The sequence below is a fragment of the Shimazuella kribbensis DSM 45090 genome (assembly GCF_000428065.1).
GTDB classification, from domain to species: Bacteria; Bacillota; Bacilli; order Thermoactinomycetales; family Thermoactinomycetaceae; genus Shimazuella; species Shimazuella kribbensis.
In genome coordinates, this window is record NZ_ATZF01000003.1 from 49,516 (window position 1) to 69,027 (window position 19,512).

Annotated in this window: 21 protein-coding genes and 1 other annotated feature; of the genes, 4 read left to right on the plus strand and 17 right to left on the minus strand. The window is 39.3% G+C overall.

Translation table 11 applies throughout. The features are described from left to right. The first annotated feature begins 252 nt into the window (after window positions 1-252). Complete coding sequence (locus tag A3GQ_RS0106045; protein WP_028776282.1) at window positions 253-771, plus strand: tetratricopeptide repeat protein; 519 nt, start codon at window positions 253-255, stop codon at window positions 769-771. Window positions 772-974: 203 nt separating this feature from the next. On the opposite strand, the gene A3GQ_RS0106050 is transcribed toward A3GQ_RS0106045, so the two are convergent. The 4 genes from A3GQ_RS0106050 to A3GQ_RS0106065 form a co-directional block, all read right to left on the minus strand. Further along, on the minus strand, window positions 975-1,388 hold the full coding sequence (locus tag A3GQ_RS0106050) for a DUF4279 domain-containing protein (protein WP_028776283.1): 414 nt from the start codon (window positions 1,386-1,388) through the stop codon (window positions 975-977). 54 nt (window positions 1,389-1,442) lie between these two features. After that, window positions 1,443-1,739 carry a hypothetical protein gene (locus tag A3GQ_RS0106055; protein ID WP_028776284.1) on the minus strand — a complete coding sequence of 99 codons (297 nt, stop codon included), beginning with the start codon at window positions 1,737-1,739 and terminating at the stop codon, window positions 1,443-1,445. Window positions 1,740-1,802: 63 nt separating this feature from the next. Beyond that, window positions 1,803-2,033, minus strand: a complete 231-nt coding sequence (locus A3GQ_RS0106060) for a deoxynucleotide monophosphate kinase family protein (protein WP_028776285.1) — start codon at window positions 2,031-2,033, stop codon at window positions 1,803-1,805. 113 nt (window positions 2,034-2,146) lie between these two features. Then, on the minus strand, window positions 2,147-3,496 hold the full coding sequence (locus A3GQ_RS0106065) for a helix-turn-helix domain-containing protein (RefSeq protein ID WP_028776286.1): 1,350 nt from the start codon (window positions 3,494-3,496) through the stop codon (window positions 2,147-2,149). Between the two features lie 180 nt (window positions 3,497-3,676). On the opposite strand from A3GQ_RS0106065, the gene A3GQ_RS26730 reads away from it, so the two are divergent. Both A3GQ_RS26730 and A3GQ_RS0106075 read left to right on the plus strand, forming a co-directional pair. After that, a complete protein-coding gene (locus tag A3GQ_RS26730; protein ID WP_156877574.1) occupies window positions 3,677-3,841 on the plus strand; it encodes a hypothetical protein in 165 nt (54 codons plus the stop codon). Beyond that, on the plus strand, window positions 3,825-4,118 hold the full coding sequence (locus tag A3GQ_RS0106075) for a hypothetical protein (protein WP_028776287.1): 294 nt from the start codon (window positions 3,825-3,827) through the stop codon (window positions 4,116-4,118). Before A3GQ_RS26730 ends, A3GQ_RS0106075 begins: the two co-directional genes overlap by 17 nt. 269 nt (window positions 4,119-4,387) lie before the next feature. Here the strand turns inward: A3GQ_RS0106075 and A3GQ_RS0106080 are convergent, their stop codons facing one another. From A3GQ_RS0106080 to leuS, 4 genes are all read right to left on the minus strand, one after another. Beyond that, entirely contained in the window at window positions 4,388-4,594 is a 207-nt protein-coding gene (locus tag A3GQ_RS0106080) for a hypothetical protein (protein ID WP_028776288.1), read from the minus strand. Between the two features lie 167 nt (window positions 4,595-4,761). Then, window positions 4,762-5,304 carry an isochorismatase family protein gene (locus A3GQ_RS0106085; protein ID WP_028776289.1) on the minus strand — a complete coding sequence of 181 codons (543 nt, stop codon included), beginning with the start codon at window positions 5,302-5,304 and terminating at the stop codon, window positions 4,762-4,764. A 140-nt stretch (window positions 5,305-5,444) separates the two neighbouring features. After that, complete coding sequence (locus tag A3GQ_RS0106090; protein ID WP_028776290.1) at window positions 5,445-6,359, minus strand: class I SAM-dependent methyltransferase; 915 nt, start codon at window positions 6,357-6,359, stop codon at window positions 5,445-5,447. A 239-nt stretch (window positions 6,360-6,598) separates the two neighbouring features. After that, on the minus strand, window positions 6,599-9,058 hold the full coding sequence (leuS, locus tag A3GQ_RS0106095) for a leucine--tRNA ligase (protein WP_028776291.1): 2,460 nt from the start codon (window positions 9,056-9,058) through the stop codon (window positions 6,599-6,601). A 54-nt stretch (window positions 9,059-9,112) separates the two neighbouring features. Beyond that, window positions 9,113-9,326, minus strand: a binding site (T-box leader). Between the two features lie 212 nt (window positions 9,327-9,538). Here leuS and A3GQ_RS26735 point away from each other — a divergent pair. Then, a complete protein-coding gene (locus A3GQ_RS26735; RefSeq protein ID WP_169818255.1) occupies window positions 9,539-9,865 on the plus strand; it encodes a hypothetical protein in 327 nt (108 codons plus the stop codon). A 153-nt stretch (window positions 9,866-10,018) separates the two neighbouring features. Here the strand turns inward: A3GQ_RS26735 and A3GQ_RS0106105 are convergent, their stop codons facing one another. Genes A3GQ_RS0106105 through A3GQ_RS0106145 form a run of 9 tightly spaced genes read right to left on the minus strand, consistent with a single transcriptional unit; the run spans window position 10,019 to window position 19,445 of the window. Further along, entirely contained in the window at window positions 10,019-10,966 is a 948-nt protein-coding gene (locus tag A3GQ_RS0106105) for an aminopeptidase (RefSeq protein ID WP_028776293.1), read from the minus strand. A 12-nt stretch (window positions 10,967-10,978) separates the two neighbouring features. Continuing rightward, on the minus strand, window positions 10,979-11,653 hold the full coding sequence (locus tag A3GQ_RS0106110; RefSeq protein WP_156877577.1) for an AroM family protein: 675 nt from the start codon (window positions 11,651-11,653) through the stop codon (window positions 10,979-10,981). A 16-nt stretch (window positions 11,654-11,669) separates the two neighbouring features. Next, window positions 11,670-12,614: a DUF1177 domain-containing protein gene (locus A3GQ_RS0106115; RefSeq protein WP_028776295.1), complete on the minus strand. Its 945-nt coding sequence runs from the start codon at window positions 12,612-12,614 to the stop codon at window positions 11,670-11,672. After that, complete coding sequence (locus tag A3GQ_RS0106120; RefSeq protein ID WP_028776296.1) at window positions 12,605-13,606, minus strand: ABC transporter ATP-binding protein; 1,002 nt, start codon at window positions 13,604-13,606, stop codon at window positions 12,605-12,607. The genes A3GQ_RS0106115 and A3GQ_RS0106120 overlap by 10 nt, the downstream gene beginning before the upstream one ends. After that, entirely contained in the window at window positions 13,603-14,586 is a 984-nt protein-coding gene (locus A3GQ_RS0106125) for an ABC transporter ATP-binding protein (protein WP_028776297.1), read from the minus strand. Before A3GQ_RS0106125 ends, A3GQ_RS0106120 begins: the two co-directional genes overlap by 4 nt. Before the next feature lie 15 nt (window positions 14,587-14,601). After that, window positions 14,602-15,897, minus strand: coding sequence for a M20 family metallopeptidase (locus A3GQ_RS0106130; protein ID WP_051271341.1), 1,296 nt, complete (start codon window positions 15,895-15,897; stop codon window positions 14,602-14,604). Between the two features lie 20 nt (window positions 15,898-15,917). Further along, window positions 15,918-17,489, minus strand: a complete 1,572-nt coding sequence (locus A3GQ_RS0106135) for an ABC transporter substrate-binding protein (protein WP_028776299.1) — start codon at window positions 17,487-17,489, stop codon at window positions 15,918-15,920. Window positions 17,490-17,523: 34 nt separating this feature from the next. After that, complete coding sequence (locus A3GQ_RS0106140; protein WP_028776300.1) at window positions 17,524-18,417, minus strand: ABC transporter permease; 894 nt, start codon at window positions 18,415-18,417, stop codon at window positions 17,524-17,526. A 17-nt stretch (window positions 18,418-18,434) separates the two neighbouring features. Then, window positions 18,435-19,445: an ABC transporter permease gene (locus A3GQ_RS0106145; RefSeq protein ID WP_028776301.1), complete on the minus strand. Its 1,011-nt coding sequence runs from the start codon at window positions 19,443-19,445 to the stop codon at window positions 18,435-18,437. Window positions 19,446-19,512: the final 67 nt, after the last annotated feature.

Genomic DNA, 19,512 nt, shown 5'->3' on the forward strand with positions numbered 1-19,512 from the left:
TGAACATTACTTTCTTTCTGAACTTTTCACTGAACAATAACAAGAAAAGCACCCTCAAAAAAATAGGAGTTACGATACAAAAACAATAGTATTCTTGAAATAAATAATATAAAGAGACGTCCTTTTGGAGCTGTTTACCCACAAAGAACATTCTATCATTGACTGTGGTAAAGCCTTTACCCCTTAGACTGATCACATCACATAGTTTCCTCTCGTTTACACAGCTAAAATTCGCAAAAAGGATGGTAACAAATGAAGCAAAATCTATTAACTCAAGCAGTTCAACTACGTGAAGAAGGACGAGCCAAACAAGATCTATCTATATTAGCTCGAGCTCGCCAAATGCTTTTGGTTCTTGCCACTTCGTATCCAAATGATCCAGAGATCCAGTTTCAAACCGGCGTGGCTCATGATAACTCAGGCTTAGGAAAGGAAGCCGTCCCTTACTATGTCAAAGCAATCGAGCTTGGGCTTAGTGGACCAGATTTAGAAAGATGCTTACTTGGACTTGGCAGTACCTATCGTTATTTAGGATACTATCAAAAATCAGTAGAAATATTACAACATGGTGTAAGAGAATTCCCAGACAATCGAGCCCTCCAAGCTCATCTTTCTCTAGCACTTTATAATACTGAACAATACAAAGAAGCAGTAGAACTTCTTATGACCAATTTGCTTGAAACTACTTCTGACGAGAAACTGCAATACTTTAAACATGGACTTCTCTACTATGCACAACATTTGGATGAAACATGGGATGATAAAACCTAATATATCGGTTTAAGCTTCTATCTATATAAAACCTCTCAAGATTTGATATCTAGATAACAATAAAGAGTGCCATCTATGATTAATGGGTTCTACTTTGACGCGATAAAACACGTCATGTTCCTCCCTAACAATCGCAAAGTAATTATTCAACAATAATTACATAAGAAAACGCTATTGATAGCAAGATCAACAGCGTTTTTATTTTAACTAAATATATATAAATCAAAATGAATCTCCGCTTGAATCAAACTAGCAAAATCTATAATGTCTTTCTGTAGATACATTGCGGGTGATTCGTTATTTTCTACTTGAATTACGACCATGAAAAGGAACGCTAAACCATATTTCTCCTTGAGGTGCTTTAATTGTTCCGTTTTCCATTCAAGCAATTTAAGAATAATACGTAACTGGTTATTTATATCGTATGATTCTTGATATCCAGTGCTTAAAGTCCAATCAGTCTCTTTTCTACATCTGATTTTGGTTGATATAAGATTGGGATTATTAGATCTTTCGATAACATCTCCCTTTTTAAAAGTTTCTGTGGGCTCAATACCAAGAACATTGGTAACTACCTCCAAAGGAAATTCATCACCAACTGCACTAAAATAAGCCATTACTTTTGTTTTATCTAGAATGATTCTTCCTCCATCGTAAGTAAATTATATCTTTCATAGAAAACGTTCTCTTAGTTCATCAAATTGCTTTGTCACTTCTTCGATAGATGAATTGTTTTCTATTTTAAAATCAGACATAAGCAAATCAGGCCAAATTTCCGTTTCATGGCTAAAAGATTTTGGATTAAAGTCATCGTTTTCTTTTTTCATCCGCTCCAAACGTACAATGTAATCACTCTCCATTTTTATAACTGGTATCTCATTTTCGAAAGCAAAAAGCCTCTCATTCGGAAGCCTCAAATCGGAAATAACAAAGAGCGCAGGCTTTTCTTTATTTAATCTGCCTATCAAATATTTAATCCAAATGTTCTCATCAATCTCTCTGCATTTTTGCCCAAATTGTTGATACAAAGTTCATGGTTTGTTGCTATCTAGCGGTATGCCAGAATAGTGATGTACGTATTTCTTAAGTGCATCACCAAAGGCATAACAGGTAAATCCATAGTATTTATAAACATACTCTGCAATCGTATCTTTGCCGCTTCGCATTTTTCCCATAAGCGCTATACCTTTTAATGATGTGTTTAACCTATCTACATCCTCATAATTACATAAGATTTCATCTACTATATTTCTGTAATCCACAAAGGTCACCCTTTTTCAATCTACACATGAAAAAAACCTGTAATTAAACAGGTTCTAATCAACTCCAATGGTATCTTCGGGACCTCTACTTCGCATCTTGACACCTCCTAGCCTCATCGATGGGTATCTTCCCATTCCATCATACTAACTTGAAGGTCAAATGTCTTTTCTAAATAATATTGGTGAGATTCCATATTGTTTATTTTTTTATAACAATAACACAGACTAACAATATTTTCATATTGCTTTTTAACCAGTTTATGTTTGATCGCTAGATTAAGTGCCCCTTTAAATGAAGGTATTGCGTCTTGAAACAAACCCTGTTCTCGGTAACAGGTACCTTGTGCTACCAACGTATCTAATATTGTCAACTCATCTTTACGTTGTTCTGCGATTCCAACAGCTTCTTCTATAATTTTTTGCGATTCTTTATATCGCTTCATTTTTATATAAAGGAAACCAAGATTTTTCAGTGCATAAACGATGTTTTGTTTTTTGACCTTTTCCCTGATACTTAATGCTTTTAAGTAATATTGAACTGCTTCATCAATATTTCCATTTTCAAGTATAGACCCAGTCGTAGACCAAAGTAATGCTAACTTGTCATAGTTTCCATTTTGCCTTGCAATTTTTGCTCCTGCTTGTGCGAACTCAAGTGCTTTTTGATAATGCTTCACTTTATTAAGCACTGTTGCAAAATTAATATGGATTTGCAAAAATGTTTCCAAACGTAGTATAGCCAAAATATTAGTAGCGTTTGAATTAGATATCCTCTTCCAAAGTGATTCCAGTGTTTGCAATGCTCTTTCATCTTCATTTAAACGCTCTAAATACATCGCTTTATTTACCAGAAGATAAAACATAGTAGCTTGACGTTTACCAGTTTCATTATAAGCTTTTATGCCTAACTCCGTGCAATTTAACGCTTCGTTCAAGTTACCTAAATAATAAAAGATTCTACCTAATTCGTTTAAAGTAGCTGCTCTCAAGTTATCACTATCATGTTCTAAAGTTTTAACAAGTAATTGAAGTACTTCATTGTAATGCCACTGCGCTTTATACAACATCTTTTCCCAGCTAGTTGTTCTCTTCACAAAATAGCAGCGACCAAGCAAAAAATGATAAAGAGGTGAGAGTCTACTATCTTTATTTAAAAAACTAAGCTCATGGAGTCTTTTCATAGAGTTATCAAGGTCAGCAGATAAAACTTCATCTAATGATGAGAGCTCTGTTTCTAACTCCTTCTCTTCTTTCTCTGCCATACTCAGAATCCCAAAAAGTTCACTACCCAATCCTATTTTTTCCGCATAATATCGAATCTTTTCTTCAGCTACATTAGGTAAACCTCGCTCAATATTTCCAACAGTAGAAGCAGATATAAATTCATCAGAAATACTATCCATACTCTCTCCAAGTTCTTTCCTGCGCTCTTTCAGTTTTACTCCTAACAGTTTTCTATTCATCAAACACTGCTCCCGTAATATAAAGATAATTTTATATTACGTATTCATGAAAAATCCTCTTTCACCTGCAAATTCAGAAGATTTCATTACGAATTATAAGAAAAATATAAATATTGAAATATTTCATTTTAAATCCTATAATTTTACTAACGACCTAATCAAATATAAGGAGTGTTTTCTATGTTAAAACTACCAGGACTACCTCTATCAGATTTAAACGTTTCTTCATTAGAGCTGGAAATAGAACCCATCAAAGGTTTTGAGATCGGTTTTATCCATCTCAAAAACGTCACTGTCTTCCGAACTCCATCAGGTATAATTTTAATATATGGCAATGAAAATTAAAAATATCATTTACCATACCATCAACACTAATCCAGAAATAGAGCTCTCGAAATTTTTACATGATGAAACTATCAGCAGATATAAATTACTGATATTTTTTCAAAAGCTGGAAGCATTAACAGAAGTGAACCTCACTCCCTATAAGAAATTCGTAAGAACGTGTACAGACGAAAAACTATTTAATCTCTACGCTTATTTGGGATATTACATCATGCAAGCAGAGATAGACAGAGCTAAAAACCACATAGAATCTTTATTTAAAAAAGACACCATTTGAATGTATGCCTGCCATATCGAGTTAAGGTCTATATTTGGATTAAAAACAGAAAATTTAGTTAATTTATCCCTAGTAGGAACTCTCCAAAAGAAAAAATTAGTTGAATACAAAGGATCAATGTTTGTATTGAAATATCTATTCTGGAACTTTGACATCATCCATCTGACAAATTAAAACAGAAAATCGTCATCAGATAACTATAAAATGAGCGGTGGTTTCCCCGTATCACATGCGATTAGCACGGATACTGAGAAACCACCTAGGAACGCTCAGAACATGCGGATGAAGTCACTCAAAAGGCCGCGGACGACATAGACCATGACGATCCAGATGAATGAGACCATTGACAGACTCGGGTCACTCGTGTGGAGGACCTGCTCGGCAATATTCTCAGCAAACTGCCACAGCAACCACAGCAGAGCGAGGCCGACAGCGATGCGGAGAACAGCGATGAACTTGTCCATGATCTTACCCATGTTCAACTCCAGCGTTCGAACGGAAATACCGAATACTTTTATTTTAGATTGAATTTTCTCTTTTGTCATCTAATTATTTAGGTTAAGAAACTAATCTTTTGTCTTAGAGGTCAAATATAAAAAGAAACCAAGCTCTTTAAAGATAGCTCGGTTTCTTTTTATATAAACTAATCACGATAATTATCGTGGATCGGATCAAACAAATCCTCATCACTAGGTCGAACAACAGAAAAATTGTCTATATTGTAGTGGCCATGCAACGTTTCATTATGATGTTTGATGATGGTTTCCGCTGGTATGGCGTTAGAGTCCGTGGTGGAATGTCCATCTGCTACTAAAGTGACATCAAAATGTTGGACGGTTGCTGTGCGAACTGTTGTATCCACACAATGTTCCGTTTTACATCCCATCATAACGATATGTCTCACTTCACGATCCGTTAAGTAAGCCAATAGAGGAGTTTTATAAAATGCATTGGTAGCTGTTTTATCAAATACTTTGGCGATTTGCGGAACTGTTATGTCGGAATGAATTTCAAATCCTGCGCCTTTCCCTTCACCCACATCCGTATCTCTTATAAAAATAATATCCGCTTCGGCTTGTAATGCTTTTTGAATAACCTTATTTACATTTTCCAAAAGCTTCTCTTTTTGAAAGACTGTTTCAACTAATGCCTGCTGTGCGTCAATGATTAGTAGTGCTTGCTTCAATAGAAAAACTCCTTTGTAATAAGATCACGATGAAATCCCTTTCATTGTAGCAGATTGCAACTTTCAATCATACGGCACTTTTTCGTTAAAAGCCTAAACAAATTCTAGCAAAATCTATTTCAATATTCCCCTTGATGTAATTACTGTTTTACAGCATGAAGGAAATGGATGGTTTCAAAGGCTGATAAGTAATCTTCTCGATTACTAAAATAAGTCTCGTTAATTTGAACTGGTGATAAATGCTCATAAATGAGTAAGCCTGATTTTTCTAGTAAACCCTCCATTTCATCATAAGAAAAACACGATTTCATTGGTTCTCCACCAACTGAAGCCATTTTTACCATGTTTTCCACTCTATTGTAAATTCCTTTTTCTTCAAATAAACGTTCGTCAGCATAATCAAATATGATGGAACTCCCTGACGGGACTCTGGAGAAGAATTCATTTATCAAACTCGCATTTTCTTCTTTCGTTAAATAATACGAAACTCCTAAAAGACTAAAGAAGGTTTTTTTCTTTTCCAATCCTCCTTCTATTAGAGCTGGAAAAGAAAACTTTTTGGTGAAGTCCATCGGAATAAAATGAAGATTACTCGGAATTTTATAATTGGCTTCATCCAATCTTTTTCTTTTAAATTCCTGTGTATTAGGGTGATCAACTTCAAAAATTTCTAGGATGTTTTTTAATTCCGGATGTCGAAAACAAAAAGTATCTAACCCCGCACCAAGTATGACATATTGTTTTAAGCCTAACATCATTTCATTCAGTAATACCCTTTCGCAATATGCGGCACGTGACAAGGCAATCGGAGAAAGTTGAATCTGGGTAATCCATTTTAATATTTCTTCCGTATTCCCCTTATATTTTTGTGCAATATCTTTGTTGAAGAACGAAATGTTTTGCACCATATTTTCTTTGATATCATTAAACTCTTTTTGCGAGATTAAATCTTTGGCTATATCGTCATCAAAAATTTTTGGCGTATCGTGTCGACTGTGATAAGCTCTGCCAAAAGCAGAGATCAAAGAAGTTAAACTTGATTTGCTATCTTCCACGCAAATACACCCCTTCCTTTTGGACAAAAAAATAGGATTCCCCCGGCCAGGAGAATCCTATTATATAGCCACAAATATTATTTGTAAATTATAGCATAAATATATTTTTTTGTCAAGTATTATCTATTCATCATCGACTGTTTTTGCAAATATCCAACAATCATAAAAGAAAAGCCTATCTGAACGTAGATAGACTTCTTTTCCCATGCCTTGCGGATCTTTTCTATGTTAAAACTTGGTCACCCTACGACCACATTAACTAGTTTTTTAGGTACGACGATCACTTTTCTCACTGTTTTATCTGCGATCAAACTTTGGATTTTTTCATTCGCTATTGCGATCGCTTCAATTTCTTCTTTGCTTGCTTTGCTTGCTACAACTAATTTTTCTTTGTTTTTGCCGTTAATCTGTACCATGATTTCTACTTCATCTTGCACCAATGCTGCCGGGTCAAAAGTCGGCCAAGCAGTGTGATTGACGGAATCTTGATGACCCATCACTTGCCATAATTCTTCTGATAAATGCGGTACAAACGGAGCAAGCAACAATACGACATTTTCTAATGCATCTCGTAATACACCATGGTCTTCATTAGCTGGATAGCTAGAAATACCATTTACTAACTCCATCACTGCACTTACCGCTGTGTTGAAGTGATTACGCTCTCCGATTTCTATGGTTACCTTTTGAATGGTATGATGTGTCAATCGGCGTAGTTCTTTTGCTGTGGAGGATAGATCGGCAGACTTAGAGCTATCACTCGTAAACAACGCTTGGTGTTCATGAACCAATCGCCAAACGCGCTTGATAAAGCGATAACTTCCCTCTACTCCTGCATCACTCCACTCCAGATCACGATCTGGCGGAGCAGCAAATAAAATAAACAATCGAGCTGTATCTGCACCATACTTCTCAATAATCTCCAACGGACTGACTACATTCCCTTTTGATTTGGACATTTTGGCGCCATCACGAAGCACCATCCCTTGAGCAAGAAGGCTCTCAAATGGCTCATCTACGGATACCATGTCTGCATCATAAAGTACTTTGGTAAAGAAACGGGAGTATAACAAATGCAAAACAGCATGTTCAATTCCGCCAATGTATTCTCTGACGGGCAGCCATTCATCTGCTTTTTCTTTTGCAAAAGGGATTTCTTCATTCTTAGCATCTACGTAGCGTAAGTAATACCAAGAAGAATCGATAAAAGTATCCATGGTATCTGTTTCCCGACGTGCTTTTGCACCACAAGTTGGGCAATTGGTGTGTACAAAGCTTTCCGATGTCGTCAATGGATTACTTTTTCCATCAAACACAACATCTTCAGGAAGTACAACTGGTAGCTGATCTTTTGGAACAGGTACAGGTCCACAGCTATCGCAATAAATCATCGGTATAGGAGTGCCCCAGTAGCGTTGACGAGAAATCAGCCAATCTCTTAAACGATAATTAACGACACTACCGCCTTTGTTCTGTTCATGTAAATGATCAGCAATTGTGGATATCGCTGCTTGATTGGACACTCCGTTAAACTGATCAGATGAAACCAGCTTACCTTCACCTGTAAAGGCTTCAGATAGTGGTTCCACTAGAGATTCACCTTCTGGCTGCACCACCACTTTGATAGGGAGATCGTATTTTTTTGCAAATACAAAGTCCCGCTCATCATGGGCAGGAACTCCCATCACAGCACCTGTCCCATAATCAAATAATACATAGTTGGCGATCCAAATCGGGATCTCTTCCCCTGTTAATGGATGGATAGCTTTCGCACCTGTATCGTATCCCACTTTTTCTACATCTGTTGCAGTTCGCTCTAACTCGGTTGATTTACGCATGGTTTGAATGAAATCTAGTATTTCTTGTTCTTGTTTGTTACCAGCAATCAACTGCGGAACCAAAGGATGTTCTGGCGCTAATACCATATAGGTGACACCATACAATGTATCCGGTCGAGTAGTAAACACACTCACTTCTTCCCCAGCGGACGGCAATGTAAAGGTGACATTTGCTCCCTTGCTTTTACCAATCCAATTCCGTTGCATCGTCTTAATTTTGTCAGGCCATTTTGGTAATGTATCTAATCCATCAAGCAAACGCTCTGCATAGTCGGTAATCCGTAAAAACCATTGTTCCAATTCTTTTTTAATCACTTCTGATCCGCAACGCCAACATTTGCCGTCTTCTACTTGCTCATTGGCCAGTACAGTTGCACAGCTCGGACACCAATTCACCGAAGCTTCTTTTCGGTATGCTAATCCACGTTCATAAAATAAAAGGAAAAGCCATTGGGTAAAGCGATAATAATCAGGTAAACAGGTACCTACATAACGATCCCAATCATAGGAACCACCTAATAACGCTTGTTCTTTGCGAATCCGTTCCATATTATTAATGGTCCATTCACGTGGATTAATCCCACGTTGAATTGCCGCATTTTCTGCTGGCAAACCAAATGCATCTGCACCCATAGGATGAAGAACTCGGTATCCATTCATTTTTCGAAAACGGGCAATGACATCTCCAATGGAATAAACACGAACATGACCCATATGTAGTCCATCTCCAGATGGATATGGAAATTGTTCTAATGCATAATATGTTGGTTTCGTTTTGTCTTCCTCTGTTTGGTGTAAAGCATTTTCCTCCCAGTATGCTTGCCACTTTGTTTCAATCTTCCGATGCGCATACTCTTTCATGCCAATCAACCTTTCTTCATCTAAAAAATAAAAACCTCAAGCCACTAGCTGTATGCTAGGGACGAGAGGTTGTATTCCCGCGGTACCACCCTAATTAGTGCCATCATGGCACTCGGCTCAAACCTGTAACGTAGGCATACGCCAAAGGATACTTTATTCCCCTTTGGAGCGATGAAGCGAGTTCACTATCTCTCAGGTTGACTTGCACCAGTATGCCAACTCTCTAAGCTGAGAAAAACAAGCTACTACTCTCCATCCTAGCTTCATTCAATGATATTGCCATCATTATGCCCTGCTTTGCGTTCCATGTCAAGGATAGGAGAAGGAAGGTTGTATGAAAGGTATTGAAAAAAGGATTTTAGTTTGCTTTAAAACATATGTAATTGAAAGAGTAGTTTGATAATATTATAATAGATCAAAGCATTTTCTTTTACAGATGTGCTTCTCCACAACAGTGACCTCATGGAAAGGCATTTGGCTATGACGAACCCTTACGACCGCGACATCAACGGTGCCCACACTGATGGTGACCTCTACGGCCGAAAAGTCACGAATTCCCACGCTGGTGGCAGCATCATCGCTCAAAACGCCACGAACTCCCACGCTGGTGACAGCATCGTCTCGGAAGGTGACATCATCGGTTGTTCGGCCGGTGGCTCTGACACCAGCGGTGGTCCTGTCACGGCGACGGTGAACGGTAGCAGGATGGCTGCTGGAGCCGGCAGCATGATCGCCGGCGGCAGCATCTACGGTCATCGTGTCAGCTGGTGGCGCCGGATGTGGCGTCAGATGTGGTGCCGCGGCTAAAAGCCACAACTGTTGTTGGGACTCGCTCGCAAACCTGCGAGACGAGTCCCACACAATAAAAATATCCTTTCTGAAATTTACTTTTCCGTTTTCCTATTTAAAAAGTGCTTATCAGTAACTTTTCCTATTACTTATAAGCGTTCTTCTTTAAACTCAATCCACCATAGGAATCCCTTTATCCATAAATTTTTCTCCATCCAAATACACATCAGGCTCTTTAATCACCAAATCTATATGAACTCCCGCTTCAATCTGTCCACCAAAAGTCACATTACTTCCAAATGCCAAGTGGATCGTACCATACACTTTTTCATCTTCCAAAACGACACCTGTGATTCGTGCTTTGTTATTGGTACCAATGCCAAATTCAGCTAGTTGTCTACTCTCATCGGAATGCAATAAGGTGAGCAGTTGTTCTGCCGCTTCTCCTTCTACTTCTACCAATCTACCTTCTTCTATTGTCAGCCAAAGAGGAGAATGTAAAATTCCTATATCGGCCACCGAACCATCTACTTTGATTTTCCCAGATGCTGTCCCTTCCAATGGTGCAATAAACGCTTCTCCCGATGGTAGATTGCCTGAATCACCACGTTCAGTTAACACGCCAGTACTCGCAATTCCATGCCTACCTGCAATAGAAAAAGTTAGCGTTTCTCCATCTTTTTCAATTCTCACTTCTGTGCTTTTCTCCAAATAAGCGGTGATCTTCTCCGTCAATACTTTTACTTGTTGGTAGTTTGCAGTAATCGCACCATGATAGAACATATCCGCAGTAATACCAGGCATCGTGGCTACTCTTGTACCCGTGGCTACTGCTTCTTTTCTCGCTATCGTATGGGTAAGTGAATGTTCGGTAATACAAACAACTGCATCAGCCTTCTTCATCGCTTCGGCAACAGGCACAGGAGGTTCTTGCCCTGATTTTTCTCGTTCCTCCATCAATAGTAACATCGATTCCGCACCTATTTTTCTCCCTGCTTGATACAAATGTTGTGCCAAATCTGCTTTTTTTTCATCTGTAACGACGAGAAACAATTCTTCTTTTTGTAATGCTAAACAGTCTTTTAGGACATTTACACAAATCTCTACTGAATCGGACAATGGACACACTCCTTACACGAGCTCTGACATCAATTTGGCAATCAATGCATTGGATAAGATGACTGGAAGACCAGAGATCTCTATTACATACTCCCTCATCTGTTCATCATATCCCATGCAATCTAGTAACAAAACTTGCGCACCTTGTTCTTTTAACTTTTTCGCTGCTTCCTCAAAATCAGATCGACTTCCAGTATAGGGTGATGCAGCAGCAATAAGTGGGGAAAGATCTACATCTACCCATTTTCCCTCTATGGAGCCAACTTGTTCTACTAAAGGGGCGATGATGCCGAGTTTCCTATTTTGGACTAAAGCAGCCACCACAGGAGGAAGTACACGATCTGGTTCTACTAAAACACTTTTGTTGGTTCGTAGGTCTTCGAACACCCCTGTGCAAAGTATCAATATCGGGTCACAAGAAGCATTTTCAAGCTGGTAAATCTTCTGTTGTAACAAAGGCTCTATTTTTTCCCTTGCTACGACAACAGAGTCACCAGTCACAAGACGTGTTGTAAGTACATAGTCCCCATCCACTGGGGACATTGTTTCATCGATTTCCGTTTTGCTTAAATCATCTAATGCTCCAGCTTGCAGAATCTCTACATCTTTAAAATACGCATCAAAAATCGAGGCAATATCTTTACGAGGTGCTTGTCCAATGGTTACGATACCTATTCTTTTCGTCACTGGAATCACCCCTTCGTCAACTAACGTTTTGTTTTCCTGCTGTTTGAAGCACTTTCATCGAACCATACAGCTCTTCCAAGCGATCAAATTCCAAACGATCATGAAATGCACATGTACCACCTGTATATTCTTTTGCAACTTCTACAGCAAAGCGAACTGCTTGTGCAATATCCACTTCATGGCTAGCGCCAGTTCCACAGCCTGGAACCATCGATTGGGCAGTGATCGCAACACCTACTACAGGTGCAGAAGTTGCTACTGATGGTTGCAAAATACTATTGACGTGATACACATCGTTACCATATGGTGTAATATCTTGAGTCGTGATTGGGAAAGTAACAGGATACTGTCCCGTTGTCATTTCCATAATCCGCAGTAAATCCTCACTCACTCGTAGTATATATCCATCTTTGACAGTGGGAGAAATCGCGATACCTTTATGATTGATCACTCTATTGCCTTTTGTTGTGTCAATCGATAGGACTGCATCCATCTCTGCTGATACTTCATATTGATTCATCGTTAAAATATCCACAGGAGAATCCATAAAATCAACTGGCTCATGCGGGAGTGTTGGTGCATCTGGACAAATATGTGTTGCTAACAGCACATCTCCGAGAAGTCGATCGCCTTTCTGAGCCATATCCGCTAGTTTTAAAGCACTTGCTACAGCAGCGATTGCTCCATCACCATCCGATACCAACCCGATCCGACTTGGGCGAGCTCCGATTCCTCCCAGCCTGCCAATAATACCAAGAGTAGGTGCATCTCCCCCCATTGATTTTCCATTTGTACCAGCAATCCGAAATTGAATAAAATCAGTCGAACCTTCTGCACCATGAACTGTCTTTACTTCTACTTCAACGTGTTCCATATCAGCAAATAATGATTTCACCTTGTCACCTGTTACATAGCTATCATCAAGAATTTCCAATGCTGTAATCGTCTGCTTCAATGACATGATCCTTGCTCCTCTTTTGTATGATTTTGTTCATATAAGTGACAAGCTACTTTTCGTCCGCCTGATACTTCTGACCATTTTGGAACCAGGGTTTTACAAATGTCCATCGCGACTGGGCACCTTGTATGAAACGCACATCCTGCCGGAGGGTGCAGCGCACTGGGTACATCACCAGAAAGGACGATTTGCTCTCTTTTGATTTCTGGATCTGGTATAGGTACCGCAGACATGAGTGCTTTTGTATAGGGATGCAGGGGCTCAGCAAAAATGGATTTTGTTGGAGAAAGTTCTACCAATTTACCAAGATACATCACACCTACTCGATCACTAATGAATTTCACAACAGATAGATCATGAGAGATAAACAAGTACGTGAGAGAAAATTTTTGCTGTAAGTCTTTCATTAAGTTCAAAACTTGCGCCTGAATGGAAACGTCTAGCGCCGATACCGGCTCGTCACAAACGATAAATTTAGGATTTAACGCCAATGCACGTGCGATTCCAATCCGTTGTCGTTGACCACCCGAAAATTCATGCGGATATCTGCTTGCTTGCTGGGGAGACAAACCTACTAATTCCATTAATTCTGTTACTCTTTGTTTTACTTCTGTTTTGGTCAGATTACCATGTGTAATCAATGGTTCTTCTAATACTTGTTGCACGGTCCATCGAGGATTTAATGATGCATATGGGTCTTGAAAGATCATTTGCATATTGGTACGAAATGCTCGAAGTTCCTTCTTGGGCAATTTTGCAATATCCACCCCATCAAACAGCACTTCGCCTTCTGTCGGTTCCAATATGCGAAGTAAAGCTCTGCCAGTTGTCGATTTTCCACAGCCAGACTCTCCAACTATCCCGAGTGTCTCTCCTTCTTCTATCTCAAAGGAAATCCCATCGACAGACTTTACTGCGCCAACTTGTTTTTGAAAAAATCCTTTGGTAACAGGAAAATGCTTTATCAAGTTGTTCACTTTGAGCAATGTACTCATGATGGAATTTCCTCCTTTTGATATAGATAGCATCGACAGGTGTGATTTTCTGCTACATTTAGCAAATTCGGTTTACTTGTATCACATTCATCCATACGAAACTCACACCGAGGAGCAAATCGACAACCTGTTGGCATTTCATCCAATGCAGGTACTTGTCCTGGAATCGACTTTAATTTATTTTGATTTCCGGAAAGTTGTGGAAGTGATGCTAATAATCCTTTTGTATAAGGGTGTTTTGGATTTTTAAATAGGGATTTCACATCCGTTTCTTCCACTACTTGACCTGCATACATCACTACCACCCGATCACACATCTGAGCGACGATTCCTAGGTCGTGTGTAATCAACATGATAGAGGTACCTTTTTCTTGTTGTAGTTGTCGCATTAAGTTCAATATTTGTGCTTGAATCGTCACATCCAAAGCAGTCGTTGGTTCGTCCGCTATCAAAATTTTCGGTTCACAAGCCATCGCAATGGCAATCATTACCCGCTGACGCATACCGCCTGACAATTGATGCGGGTATTCATCCACTACGGATTCTGGCCGAGAAATGCCTACTTTTTTCAACATCTCTATCGCATATACTTTTGCTTCTTTTTTGGATATTTTCATATGAAAGCGGATTGCTTCCATAATTTGATCTCCTATTTTAAAAACGGGGTTTAAGGAAGTCATAGGCTCTTGAAAAATCATCGAGATTTGGTTCCCCCGCATTTTTCTCAATCGGGAAGGCGACATGGCTAAAATATCTTGTCCTTCAAGGGTGATACTCCCTGAAGCCACCTTACTGATATCTTTAGGCAAAAGTTGCATCACAGAAAGAGAAGTAACGCTTTTCCCACAACCCGATTCACCAACAACACCCAAGATCTCTCCTTTTTTCAACTCCAAAGAAACACCGTCTACTACGTTCACTAATCCCGCATCCGTATGAAATTGAGTACGTAAGTCATCTACTTTCAGTAAAGGCTCCATTTGTTTACCCCTCCTTTATTTCACACCCAAGTATTTGAGAGAGGTGAGTGCATATACTTTTGCCGCTTGGATTACTTGATCGATTGGCGCTCGTTCATTGTAAGCGTGAATCGTTGGCAAATCAGCAGGACCATATTGCAAAACAGGAATATCATGGTCACGAAAGTGGCGTGCATCACTAGAGGCCCACTGTAGTACTCCATAGGCATCTTTCTTACTTACTTCTTTGATACTCTCTACTAAAGAAAATACAATCTCATCCGTAGGTGGAGTCCAATTTGCTGAGCTTTGAAAACCAATCGGATGGACTTTTGCTTCTATTCCTGCATCTGTTAATAGTTTTTTCACCTTAGGAATCATCTCTTTATTGGAAACACCGAATGGAAGTCTTGTATCTACTTGAATCACACAACGATCAGCAATTACATTTGCTTTGGTACCACCCTGAATCGTACCAATGTTAACCGTTATATGGTCCAATACATCACTCGTATCTGTGTCTTCCCTCTCTCGAATATAGCCTTTGGTGATGGCAATTATTTCTTTCATTTCATCTGGAATTTCCACTTCAAAGTTCCATATTTTTTGCAGGACTTCCACTGCCTTTACCGCTTTTAAGATCGCACTATCTCCAATAACAGGAGAAAGGCTTCCATGTCCAGGAGTTCCTTCGATCTCCACTTCAAACCAACAGCTTCCTTTTTGCCCAATAGTCGGATGTTGTGGATGTGAAGGTTCTGCAATGATTGCAGCTGATCCATGTACGAGTCTTCGATCCAATACCCAAGGAACTCCATACTCTCCGCCTGTCTCTTCATCTGGTACAACTAATAAAGAAAGCTTTCCATTCAATGGAATATTCAACTTTTTAAAAAATCCCATGGTAAAGATCAATCCTGCTAGTCCACATTTCATATCACTAGCACCTCTGCCATGAATATAGCCATCTTCAATATGACCAGAAAACGGTGGGAAATCCCACTTTTCGATATCCCCTACAGGAACCACATCTGTATGACCACACAAGATGAGATGCTTGTCATCCATTCCTTCGCCGATAGAAGATATCAAATTAAACATGTTGGAATTTGATTCATGAACTTCGGTCTCAATCCCAAACGAAGACAAATATCGGATAATAAAATCACTAATTTCCCTTGTATCTCCAGGTGGATTTTCCGTGTTCATCTGCAACAAGGAAGAACAAAGTGAAAGCAATTCGTCTTTATGGTTTTCGATTTCATCTACTACTTTTTGTTGAAAATCCACTGATTTCACACTCCTATTGAAAATGCCCCCCCACAAGAACATTTCTCGCGGGGGAATGATATTTATTTTGAAAGCGGGAAGAAACGGATACACTCATCTGGATAAGTCACATATCCTTTTACTTCTTTCTTTGCGCCAATCACACGGTTATATTCATAGAGATACGCCCATGGAGCATCTGCATTGATTAACACTTGCATTTGTTTGTATAAACCTTCTCTTTTCTGTTGATCTTTCTCTAGTTCCGCTTGCTCCCAAAGTTTGTCAACTTGTGGATTGTTATAGCCAAATGCATTGGATGAACCTTTGCTGTAAAGCAACAAACCAAGATGATATCCAGGATCATTAACAAAAGAAGTCCATTTCGAAATATAAGAAGTTAATGTTCTTTGATCCACACCTGTTAAAAACTCAGGGCGTGCCATCGGTTTGATGTTCATTTTCACACCAATTTTTTGCAGCTCTGCTTGAATGAGCACAGCATCATCTTTCCAATCATCAAATCCTGAGCCAAGGGTAAAATCAAAGGTAAATCCATTTGATAGGCCTGCTTCTTTTAGTAATTGTTTGGCTTTGTTTAGGTCATGTTTGTACACGAAACCTTCTTCGGTATATCCTGGCATGCTACTAGGAATCGAACTTTTTAGTTGTTTGGCTTGGTCATACATGACATCATGAACTAATTGATCATAAGGGATTGCATAATTGATTGCCTGACGGACTTTCACATTATCAAAAGGTTTTACTTTTTGATCAAATGCAAAATAGAGAATTCGATTACTCGGAGTAGATGTGACATTAAGTTTTGCATTTTGTTTGATGCTGTCTACATCTTTCGGTGGAATTTCAATCGCAAGATCGACATCACCCTTATTGAGCAGCATCACACGATTAGAAGGCTCTTTAATAAATTTCATCGTTACTTTACTTACTTTTGGAGCACCTTGCCAGTAGTTTGCATTCGCAGTTAGGACAGCTTCTGAGGCTGGATCCCATTTTTCTACTTTATAAGGACCTGAACCAGCCGTATTTGTTTTTAGATAATCTTTCCCTTTCCCTTTCATCTCTTTGGAATCAATGACGGAAAAGGTATACATCGCAACCATCTGTAAAAATAAGTGATTGGGGCGTTCTAATTCTACTACTACGGTTTTCTCATCTTTGGCAGTCACCTTTTTAATCGAAGCCATTTTGTACATAAAACTTCCATTTTGTGAGTTTTTCACGTGATCCATCGAATAAACAACAGATTCTGCATTTACTGGATTTCCACTATGGAATTTAGCATTATCTTGCAAGGTAAACGTATATGTTTTCCCATCAGGCGAAGCTTTCCACTCTTTTGCAAGCATCGGTTTAATGTCTTCTGTATTTGCTTTTTGATTACCATCTACTGTTTTCACTCCATACGTAACCAGTTGATCATAGGCATTCATGGTCAGCGTATCAGAAGTCAAATCACCCGCTTCAGCTGGATCAAGGGTTTGTCCACCATCAGAATAAGCGATGGTCATCGATGTCCCTTTGTTTTTGTTACTTTGATTGGAGTTTGCATTTGATGCACAACCAGTTAAAGCCAAAGCTCCTGCAAGCAATAGAGCTAACGAAGATTTCCATTTGTTCTTCACAAGCATTATAGCCACTCCTCTATATGAATGATGATCTATTTCATTTACTTGAGCGAAGGCGCGGGTCCAAAACATCACGTAATCCATCACCAAGTAGATTGAAACCAAGAATAGATGTTGCAATTGCAAGTCCTGGGAAGGTAACCAACCACCACTGGCCTGTAATGATATACTCCCTGCCTTCAGAAATCATGGCTCCCCACTCTGGGGTAGGCGGCTGAATCCCTAGACCTAAAAAGCTCAAACTCGAAGCCACAAGAATGGCGAAACCCATACTTAGCGTAGCGTGTACCAAAATTGGTCCTAATGCATTGGGGAAAATATGACGAAATAAAATAGTCGTATCTTTTACCCCTATCGCCTTACTTGCTTCCACAAACTCTTTTTCTTTTAACGTAATGGTTTGTCCATACATCAAACGAGCAAACTCTGGTATTCCAACAATACCAACCGCAATCATGGCACTGGTTAAACCTGGACCTAGGGAAGCTGCGATAGCCATTGCTAAAATTAATGATGGGAAAGCGAGCAAAACATCCATACAGCGCATAATAAAATCTCCAATTTTCCCACCATAAAAAGCAGCAATCGCTCCTAGCGGAACCCCGATAAGAAAAGAGATCCCAACGCCAATCAGGCCAGTCCAAATCGAAATACGTGCACCATAAAGAATCCGACTTAAAATATCACGACCATAATTGTCCGTTCCCAGCCAATGAGCAGCTGTTGGACCTTGTAACTTAGAGATCGTATCTGTTTCTGTTGGTGAATGCGGTGCAATAAAAGGAGCAACAAGCGCAAACAATGTCCATATGATGATAAAAAACAACCCAATTAACGCCAAACGGTTACGTAACATCAAAGTGAAAAATGTTTTCTTTTTTTTCTTGTTCTTAACTGAAACAGGTGACAAACTCACTTCAGCTGCAGACATAATCCCCCTCCTTTCCCTCACTCATAGCGAATTCGCGGATCCAATACTCCATAAAGCAGATCTACGATCAAATTCACTAAACTGAAAACAATCGCGCTGATAAGGGTAAATGCTTGAATTGGTGCATAGTCTGTCGAGAGAATCGAATCAGTGATGTACCCTCCAACCCCAGGCCAACTAAATATGGTCTCTGTGATTACTGCCCCACCGATTAAAAAACCAAATTGCAGTCCCAGCAGGGTCAGTGTCGGAATAAATGCATTGCTAAGTGCATGTTTCATGATTACTTGGGACTCTCTCATCCCTTTGGCACGAGCGGTACGAATGTAATCTTGTCCGATTACTTCCAACATGCTAGATCTCATCATTCTTGCAATGATAGCCATCGTACCTGTACTCAAACAAATTGCTGGTAAAATCAAATGCATCAGGGAATCTTTGAATGCAATCATATCTCCGGACAACAGACTATCTAATAGGTATAGACCTGTTATGGATGTCGGAGGATTGATACCTTCACTGATTCTTCCCATCGGCGCGGGAAGTATATCCCACTTGGAATAGAAGAGAAAAATAAGCATGAGTCCTAGCCAAAACAGTGGAACGCAAGCCCCGATCAAGGAAAATATACGTGAAATATGATCCAGGATGGACTCCTTCTTTACTGCTGCTATAATCCCCACTGGAATCGCTACCAAAATGGCGATAAAAATACTGGATAAAGTGAGCTCTATTGTTGCTGGAAATCGGGAAGCAAAATCTTGCAAAACGGTGTGACCAGTATGCCAAGCAATTCCAAAGTCCCCTTGAAAGAGCTTCTTTGCATAATCCATAAACTGTATATAGATAGGTTGATCCAAACCAAGGTCAACGCGAATTTTCGCCACAACATCTGGCGGAGCTTGTTCACCTGCTATCATGACTGCTGGATCGCCTGGAAGTACACGAGATAAGACAAAGGTGATAAGGATAATTCCTATAAATCCTGGAATCATATACAAAAGCCGCCTCATGATATACCCTGCCAATGGATAAACCTCCTTTTACGAATAGATAAACTTTTAAAAATAAATATTTTTATACTTTTAAGAGCTA